At 69.3% G+C, this 6157-nt stretch carries 4 protein-coding genes; 1 reads left to right on the plus strand and 3 read right to left on the minus strand.

From position 1 onward, the window contains the following. Positions 1-1343: streptophobe family protein (locus ACNFOC_RS49315; protein ID WP_416965527.1), on the minus strand; the 1343-nt coding region annotated here is incomplete at its 3' end. 241 nt (positions 1344-1584) lie between these two features. Here ACNFOC_RS49315 and ACNFOC_RS49320 point away from each other — a divergent pair. Continuing rightward, positions 1585-4089, plus strand: a complete 2505-nt coding sequence (locus ACNFOC_RS49320; protein WP_416965528.1) for an ABC transporter ATP-binding protein/permease — start codon at positions 1585-1587, stop codon at positions 4087-4089. A gap of 155 nt (positions 4090-4244) precedes the next feature. Here ACNFOC_RS49320 and ACNFOC_RS49325 read toward each other — a convergent pair whose 3' ends face one another. Both ACNFOC_RS49325 and ACNFOC_RS49330 read right to left on the minus strand, forming a co-directional pair. Then, a complete protein-coding gene (locus tag ACNFOC_RS49325; protein WP_416965529.1) occupies positions 4245-5009 on the minus strand; it encodes a transglycosylase SLT domain-containing protein in 765 nt (254 codons plus the stop codon). A gap of 299 nt (positions 5010-5308) precedes the next feature. After that, the coding region (locus ACNFOC_RS49330; protein ID WP_416965530.1) for an S-adenosylmethionine:tRNA ribosyltransferase-isomerase at positions 5309-6157 on the minus strand (849 nt) is incomplete at its 5' end.

The following is a 6157-nucleotide window of genomic DNA, read 5'->3' on the forward strand; positions in this document are numbered from 1 at the left end:
GCACCCCACACCGCACCGAGCAGCAACGCCATGCCCAGATGCCCGTGCAACTCGATCCCCGCACCGAACGCGTCGAACCCCAGCACCGACAGCGACGCGTCCACCGACACATCCGTCAGCCAGGCCAGCAACGGCAACGTCAGCGCGGTGACGACCCCCAGCCGCACGGCACACCGCCCGGCGAAACCGAGGGCACTCCCGCGACCCGCCGTACTTGTCCCGGCCCCCACCCCCGTAGGCGTCCGCACTGCCGTCAACACCCCCGCCAGCAACATCATCAGCGCCGCCGCGACCCCCAACAGCCAAACCCGGCCGTCCAGTTCGGCCAGTCGCCCCAGCGTCACCGGCTGGTCGGATTTCACGCTCAGGAGTTCGTCCAGCGGATGCGGAAGCAGCTTGGCCAGTTCGCCCGTCGCCCTGCCGTCCCAGGGGACGAACAGGCCGATCGGGATGCCCAGCCAGACCCCGTTGGGCGCGCCCAGCAGCGCCGCGCCCGCGATGCGTTTCGGGTGGTCGTCGCCGATCGCCGCGTACGCCGCCGCCGCGAGCCCCGCCGCCACCGCGACCAGCAGCACCGTGACGAGGGCGGACGCGGCCGGGCGTACGACGCGGTGGACGGCCTCCCAGCCGCGGGGGAGGGGCGTACGGCGGGACGCCAGCAGGGCGATCAGCAGGATGCCGGCCGACCAGCCCAGGCCGCCCAGCAGGGTCGGCGCCGTGTCGACGGTGAAGCCGACCGCCGCCTTCGCCTTGACCAGGTCGCCGAGCTTGTCCGGGAGCAGGCCGCCGATGTCACCGATGTCCCCGAGGCCGGGGATGTTCACCCCGCCGCCGCTACCGCCGCCGCCCGTCAGCTTGTCGAGGCCCAGTTTGCTTCCGTCGATGGTGATGACGTCGTGCCCGGCCCAGGCCAGCCCGCCGAGCATCGCCACGAAGAGCGCGATCACCGAGCCCGCGCGCGCGATGAGTTCGGCCGGGGCGATCACAACTCCGGCCGCCCGCAGGGACCGTAGGAAGAAATACGACAGCAGGAGCGCTCCCACCAGGCTCACGCCCAACGGCGTGATCGTCACGGCCGTGGTCGCCTGGGCGCCGGTCAGGCCGAAGGCGGAGACGTCGCCGGTCGGGGTGACCGAACCGCCCGCGCCGAGGGCCACCACCGCCGCGGTCATCGGGCCGAGCGAGCCCGCCGTGTCGGCGCCCAGCAGGTGCAGGCCGAGTGCGGCCGTGCCCGCCATCCCTATCAGCGCCCAGCTCACCGCGGCGATCGCGGACAGCAGGACGTCACCCCAGGGCACCCTCGTGTCGTAGTTCGCCGTCCTGACACTCGTCGCTGAGCTCATGGCAGACCCCCCGATCCGCGGCGCGGTGCGGACACCACGCGTGTCCCCCCTCGCGTGGATTACCACTCTCCGGGTCGGTTTCAACCCCGTCAACGGAACCGGCGAACGCGTACCGGCGTGGTCTTCACAAGGCCCGACTTTCGGTCAGGGGGTGCAGCCTGAAATAGTTCCCGACGATGTTCGCCATCCCTAGACTCCCTGTGATGGGGGTAACTCGGGGGACTACTCAGTGGGGCATGGAGTGCCGGAACTCGTACTGGAATTGAATGGACGGACCTGGACGCTCGACGCGTCCAGGCCCTACACCCTCGGACGTGATCCGCAGGGGGACGTCGTGGTCGACGACGCCAGGGTCTCCTGGCGGCACGCCACGATCAGCTGGAGCGGCCGGAGTTGGGTGATCGACGACCACGGCAGCACCAACGGCACGTTCGTGCAGGGGCAGCGCATCCATCAGATGGAGATCGGCCCCGGCTCGTCCGTGCATCTGGGCAACGCGACCGACGGGCCGCTCCTGAGCCTGTCCGGCGCCGCGGCCGCCGTGGCCACGCCGCAGGCCCAGCCGCAGCAACAGCCGTACGCCGCGCAGGGCGCGGGCCCCGGCTGGGCGCAGCAGGCACCGCCGGCGCAGACGCCTGAACAGCAGCGTTTCCAGCCGCCGGCCGCTTCGCAGATTCCGCAGCAGTCGGGACCCGGTGTCGGCGCGGGGGCGCCGCCGGTCTACGGCGACCGCAGCCCGACCACGTTCCACCAGTTCTCGCTGGGCCGCGTGATGCGCATCGGCCGTGCGCTGGAGAACGAGTTGGTGGTCTCCGACCTCCAAGTCTCGCGCCACCACGCCGAGTTCCACGCGACGCCCGACGGCCGCTTCGAGATCCGCGACCTGGGCTCGCACAACGGCACGTACGTCAACGGCCAGCCGATCACCAAGGGCGGCTCGGCGCTGCTCGGCCCGAACGACATCGTCGGCGTCGGCCACTCGACGTTCCGCCTGGTCGGGGACCGGCTCGAGGAGTTCGTCGACACCGGTGACATCTCCTTCTCCGCCCGGCACTTGACCGTCGAGGTCGACGGCGGCAAGCAGATCCTCAAGGACGTCTCCTTCGGCGTACCGGAGAAGTCGCTCATCGCGGTCATCGGCCCGTCGGGCTCCGGCAAGTCGACCCTGCTCAAGGCGCTCACCGGCTACCGGCCCGCCAACCAGGGCGACGTCCTCTACGACAACCGGAACCTCTACAAGCAGTTCGCCGAGCTGCGCCAGCGCATCGGTCTGGTCCCGCAGGACGACATCCTGCACAAGGAACTGACCGTCAAGAAGGCCCTCAAGTACGCGGCCAAGCTGCGCTTCCCCGCCGACACCACCGGCGCCGAGCGCGAGGCCCGTATCGACGAGGTGCTGCGCGAGCTGAAGCTCGACATCCACAAAGAGAAGAAGATCACCTCCCTCTCCGGCGGCCAGCGCAAGCGCGTCTCGGTGGCCCTGGAACTCCTCACCAAGCCCTCGCTGATCTTCCTGGACGAGCCCACCTCGGGCCTCGACCCGGGCATGGACCGCGATGTCATGCAGCTGCTGCGCGGCCTCGCCGACGACGGCCGCACGGTCCTCGTCGTGACCCACTCCGTGGCCGAACTGGCGATCTGCGACAAGCTGTTGGTGATGGCACCCGGCGGCGCCGTCGCCTACTTCGGCCCGCCGGAGGAGGCACTGAACTTCTTCGGCTACGACACCTGGGCCGATGTCTTCTCCGCCTTCGAGAACTACCGCGACTACGACTGGGCCGGGCGCTGGAAGGGCTCGCAGCACTACCAGATGTACGCCGCGGACATCGACGCGATTGCTCCGCAGTCCGTACAGATGCCGCCGATGCAGGCGATGAAGCCGCCGAAGCCGCAGGGCTGGATGTCCCAGTTCATGACGCTGGTGCGCCGCTACGTCGGGGTGATCGCCTCCGACAAGGGCTTCCTGGCCCTGATGGTGATCCTGCCGGCCGTCCTCGGCGCGGTGAGCCTGCTCATCGACTCGGGCAACAGCCTGCTGCCCAACCCGGCCAGGGCGAACGGCCAGAGAATTCCGAACGGTACGGCCACCACGGTCCTGCTGATCCTCGCGGTCGGCGCCTGCTTCGCCGGCGCGGCCAACTCCGTCCGCGAACTGATCAAGGAACGGGTCATCTACGAACGGGAGCGCGCCACCGGCCTGTCCCGCTCCGCGTACCTGATGTCCAAGGTGTTCGTGCTCGGCGTGATCACCGCGTTGCAGGGCCTGATGGTCGGTGTCATCGGCTTCGCCAGCCGGGAGATCCCCAAGCAGGGCCTGGTCCTCGGCACCCAGACCATGCTCGAACTCTGCATTCCGATCATGGGCCTCGGCTTCACCGCGATGATGTTCGGCCTGATCATCTCCGCACTGGTGAAGACGGCCGAGAAGACCATGCCGCTGCTGGTCATGTTCGCGATCATCCAGGTCGTGTTCACCGGCTGCCTGTTCACCCTGAACGGCGCGGTCGGCGTCAACCAGTTCTCGTACCTGATGCCCTCGCGCTGGGCGGTCGGCGCCGCGGGCGCCACGCTGGACTTCAACAAGATCAGCCCGCCCAAGCCCGGCGACAGCGCCGATCCGCTGTGGGAGCACACCGTCGGCGCCTGGGGCATGGACATGGCCGCCCTGATCGTCCTCGGCGTGATCTGCGGCTTCTTCGTGGCCCGCTTCCTGCGCCGCCACGAGCCCGAGGTCATGCGTAAGTGAGCCATGCGTAAGTGAGCCAGGCGGAAGTAAGTCCGGAAAGCAAACTCACCTGAGTTTGAAAAGCAGACGCCGAAGGGCGGCACCCCTCACACGGGTGCCGCCCTTCGGCGTCGATACCGAGACCCAGAGGTCCGCCGGAGGCCTCGGTACGCGTCTCAGTACGCGCTGTTGACGTTGTCGATCGAGCCGTACCGGTCGGCCGCGTAGTTGGCGGCGGCGGTGATGTTGGCGACCGGGTCGTAGATGTTCGACGAGGTACCGGAGACGTGGTACGCGTTGAACGTCGGCTGGATGACCTGGAGCAGACCGATCGACGGGGTGCCGTTGACCGCGTTGACGTCCCAGCCGTTGACGGCGCCCGGGTTGCCCGAGGACTCCCGCATGATGTTCTTGTACAGGCCGTTGTACGAGCCCGGGATGCCCTTCTGCTTCATGATCGCCAGGGCGTGGTTGATCCAGCCGTTGAGGTTGTTGGCGTAGGTCGTCGCGGCGACGGGCTGGATCTTGACGCGCTCGGTGGAGCGGCTCGCGGCCTTCTTGGCCTTGCGCGCGGCCTCCGCCTTCTTCTTGGCGGCGGCTTCGGCGGCGGCCTTCTTCTTCGCGGCGGCGTCCGCCTTGGCCTTCGCCGCCTTCGCCTTGGCGTCGGCCTTCGCCTGGATCGCCTCGGTCTTCACACTGGCACCGGCGAGCTGGTCGGTGACACTGGCCTTGACGCCCTTGATGGGCTCCGAGCTGTACGCGACCTTCGTCGAGGTCGCGGCGTCGCTCGTGGTCGTCCCCGTGTCGCCGGGCACCGCGGAGAAGGCGAGTGCGGCGGCGCCGAGCGTGGCGACACCGGCGAGCGCGATCTTGTGCTGCTTCGTCAGCTTGTTCAGCTTGGTCAGGCGACTATGACCAGGAGTGTTCGAGTTCTCGGGCATGGCGGATGGACCTCTTCGAATTGCGCGGAGGTCGCTCACCGTCCGGCGGGGACGCGGGTGCTTCCGGCACAAACGCCGCGGACCGGGATCCGCGGCGCTGAGCGACGGCTGCAATTCTTAGCGGCCGCAAAAACCCCTGGCAAAGGTGTGACGTACGATCCCGGGTAGTTGACCGGTCCAGGGCAAAACGGGACAGACAGGGCCGTCTGTCCCGCTCAAGTGGGGCGCCTATATCTCCTATGTCCGCTAGTACGTGATCTGCGCCCTATGTGCGGGCTCACATCGACCGCGCGCCAACCTCACCCGCAGTTGCGGGAGCAACGCGCCGCGTGAGGGTCCTCCTCCGGGAGGATGAGATGCACGTCCCCGAACTCGTGCCACAGGTAGAGCCCGCGCAGCGCCTCCTCGTAACTACGGCCCACGGCGGCCCGCCCGGCGACCGCCTCCAGCATCAGCAGATGCGAGGCCTCCGGCTCGTGCAGCCCCGTCAGCAGCCCGTCCACCACCCGCACACCCAGCTCCGGTGTCACGACGAGATCGGTCCACCCCGCACGCGCGCGTACGACCCCGTCGTCCCCGGCGGCGGACTCGACGGCCCGCACGGCCGTGGTCCCGACCGCGATCACCCGCCCGTCCCCGGCCCGGGCCGCGTTGATCAACCGGGCCGACACCTCCGACACCGCGAACGGCTCCGGATACGGCGGCTCCTGCACCTCGGCCGACGCCACCCCGGTGTGCAGGGTGATCGGCGCGAACTGCACCCCCCGACTCACCAGCTCTGCCACGAGCCGCGCGGTGAAGGGCCGAGCCGCACTGGGCATCTCCGCACTGCCCGTCCCGTCCTCGGTGGGCAGCGAGAACACCGTCTGATAGACGGAGAGCGGCTGATCGCGCTCCGTATAGGAGTAACGAATGGGCCGCCCGTGCTCCCGGAGCAGCGCGGGCACGCCCGACACCGGTCCTCCAGGCTCAGACGTCCCTATGTCCGGCGACTCCGCCCCGGGCACCCGTGCCCCCAGCGCGTCCGGGCCCACCACTTCCGGCTCCGCGGCACTGGTCCCGGGCACGGCCGGCCTCGGCGCTCCTCGCCGCGAGGCTCCCGTCCTCGGCGCTCCCGGGTCCGACTCCCGTACCTGTCTCTTATACAC

It is taken from the genome of Streptomyces colwelliae (genome assembly GCF_048158785.1).
In the GTDB taxonomy this organism is placed as follows: Bacteria; Actinomycetota; Actinomycetes; order Streptomycetales; family Streptomycetaceae; genus Streptomyces.

Coding starts and splice junctions, on each gene's coding strand:
- ACNFOC_RS49325 (WP_416965529.1), bottom strand. CDS start 5,009: ATGCCCGAGAACTCGAACACTCCTGGTCATAGTCGCCTGACCAAGCTG.